The organism is Halomonas sp., from assembly GCF_031581305.1.
In the GTDB taxonomy this organism is placed as follows: Bacteria; Pseudomonadota; Gammaproteobacteria; order Pseudomonadales; family Halomonadaceae; genus Halomonas.
Genome location: NZ_JAVLBC010000313.1, coordinates 1 through 2,126, shown reverse-complemented (window position 1 = coordinate 2,126; position 2,126 = coordinate 1). Strand labels below are relative to the sequence as shown.

The 2,126-nt window shown below is 72.4% G+C and carries 2 protein-coding genes; both read left to right on the top strand.

Annotated elements, in window-relative coordinates:
• Window positions 1-1,665: Sua5/YciO/YrdC/YwlC family protein (locus tag RI841_RS16190; protein WP_310706659.1), on the top strand; the 1,665-nt coding region annotated here is incomplete at its 5' end.
• Window positions 1,666-2,126: AIR synthase related protein (locus RI841_RS16185; RefSeq protein WP_310706658.1), on the top strand; the 461-nt coding region annotated here is incomplete at its 3' end. It abuts the gene before it with no gap.

Sequence of the window (2,126 nt, the reverse complement as noted above, 5' to 3'; positions counted from 1 at the left end):
GAGGCGCTCGATGCCGCCATCGCGGCCCTCGACGCCGGGCGAATCGTCGCCGTGAAGGGCGTCGGCGGCTATCACCTGATGGCCGATGCCTGCCGACCCGCCTCTGTGGCGACCCTGCGCGAGCGCAAGCACCGGCCCCACAAGCCGCTCGCCGTGATGTTTCCCTGGCAGGGCGAGGACGGTCTGGACGCCGTGCGCGAACATGCCCGCCTGGACCCGGTGGCCGCCGAGGCCCTGCGCGCCGACGAGCGTCCGGTCGTGCTGGTTCCTCTGCGAACCGATCACGGCCTCGCCGACGGCATTGCCCCCGGGCTCGACGAGGTCGGCGTCCTGCCGCCCTACGCGCCCCTGCATCACCTGCTGCTGGGGGCCCTGGGGCGCCCGGTGGTCGCCACCTCGGCCAACCTCGCCGGCGAGCCCATCATCACCGCACCGGAGGTGGCCGAAGCGCGCCTCGGCCGGGTCGCCGACGCCTTCCTGCACCATGACCGCCCCATCCTGCAAGGCGTCGACGATGGCGTCCGTCGGCCCATTGCCGGCCAGGCGCGCCCCCTGCGCCTCGGCCGAGGCGCCGCCCCCCTCGAACTCGAGCTGCCCTGGTCCCTGCCTCAGCCCGTGCTGGCCGTGGGTGCCCACCAGAAGGGCACGGTCTGCCTCGCCTGGGAAACACGCCTGGTGCTGTCACCGCACATCGGCGACCTCTCGAGCCTTGGCACCCAGCGCGCCTTCGAGCGCCAGGTGGCGACCCTGTCACGGCTCCATGGCGTGCACCCGGCGCGGGTCCTCCACGATGCCCACCCCGGCTATCACGGCACCCGATGGGCCCGGGACAGCGGCCTGCCCTGCCACGACGTCGCCCACCACCATGCCCATGCCGCCGCTCTGTGCGGGGAGCACGGACGCTTCCGGGAGCCGACCCTGGTCTTCACCTGGGACGGCACTGGCCTGGGCCCGGACGGTACCCTGTGGGGTGGCGAGGCCCTGCTCGGCCGCCCCGGCCACTGGCGGCGCCACGCCTCCTTCGCGCCCTTCGCTCTGCCCGGCGGCGAGGCGGCGATTCGGGAGCCCTGGCGCCTGGCCGTCACCCTGAGCTGGCAGAGCGGCCTCGCGACCCCGGACGTCCCCGGCACCGACAATGAGCTGGCCCTGCTGCGAGGGATCTGGGAGCAGCGCCTCAACGCCCCGACCTGCTCCGCCGCGGGCCGGCTCTTCGATGCCGCCGCGGCGCTGCTGCTGCCGATTCGCCGGGTGAGCCACGAGGCCGAGGCCGCCATGCGGCTCGAGGCCCTGGCCAAGGGCGAGGGCCAGGGCCTTGACCTGCCTCACCATCACGACGCGGACGGGGTGCTACGCTGTGACTGGCGTCCGCTGATCCAGCATCTGGGTGATGCGGGTCTAGCCCCTGCCCGACGCGCGGCGGATTTCCATGCCACCCTGGTCCAGGTGCTTCGCCGACAGGCCAGGGCGGCATGGGAAGCCTCAGGGGTGACGACCCTCGGCCTGACCGGCGGCGTGTTCCAGAACCGGCCGCTTACCGAGGCAGCCGTCGCGGCGCTGGAAGGGGATGGCTTCGCGGTGCTGCTGCAGGAGCGGTTACCCTGCAACGACGCCGCCATCAGCGTCGGCCAAATCATGGAGTCCCTAGCCCGGCATGAGGAGGAGTGAGTGACACAGCCCGGTCTCGACACGACCACCATCACCCTGGCCCACGGCAACGGCGGGCGCCTCATGCGCCAGCTGATCGAATCTGTCTTCGTCCGCCACCTGGGCAACCCCTGGCTGGCCCCACTCGCCGATGCCGCCGTCCTGCCCGTCGCCCAGGACGTCGACGAGGAGCTGGTCTTCACTAGCGACGGCGTTACCGTACAGCCGCTGTTCTTCGCCGGGGGAGACATCGGCAGCCTCGCGGTGCACGGTACCGTCAACGACCTCGCTGTTGCCGGCGCGCTGCCTCGCTATCTGAGCGTCAACGCCTTCCTGGAGGAGGGGCTACCACTGGAGCAGCTCGAGCGGATCGTCGCCAGCCTGGCCGCGGCGGCACGGGCCTGCGATGTCCAGGTGGTGGCCGGCGATACCAAAGTGCTGCCGCGCGGCCTCTGTGGCGGCGCCTACTTCGGGGTCTCGGG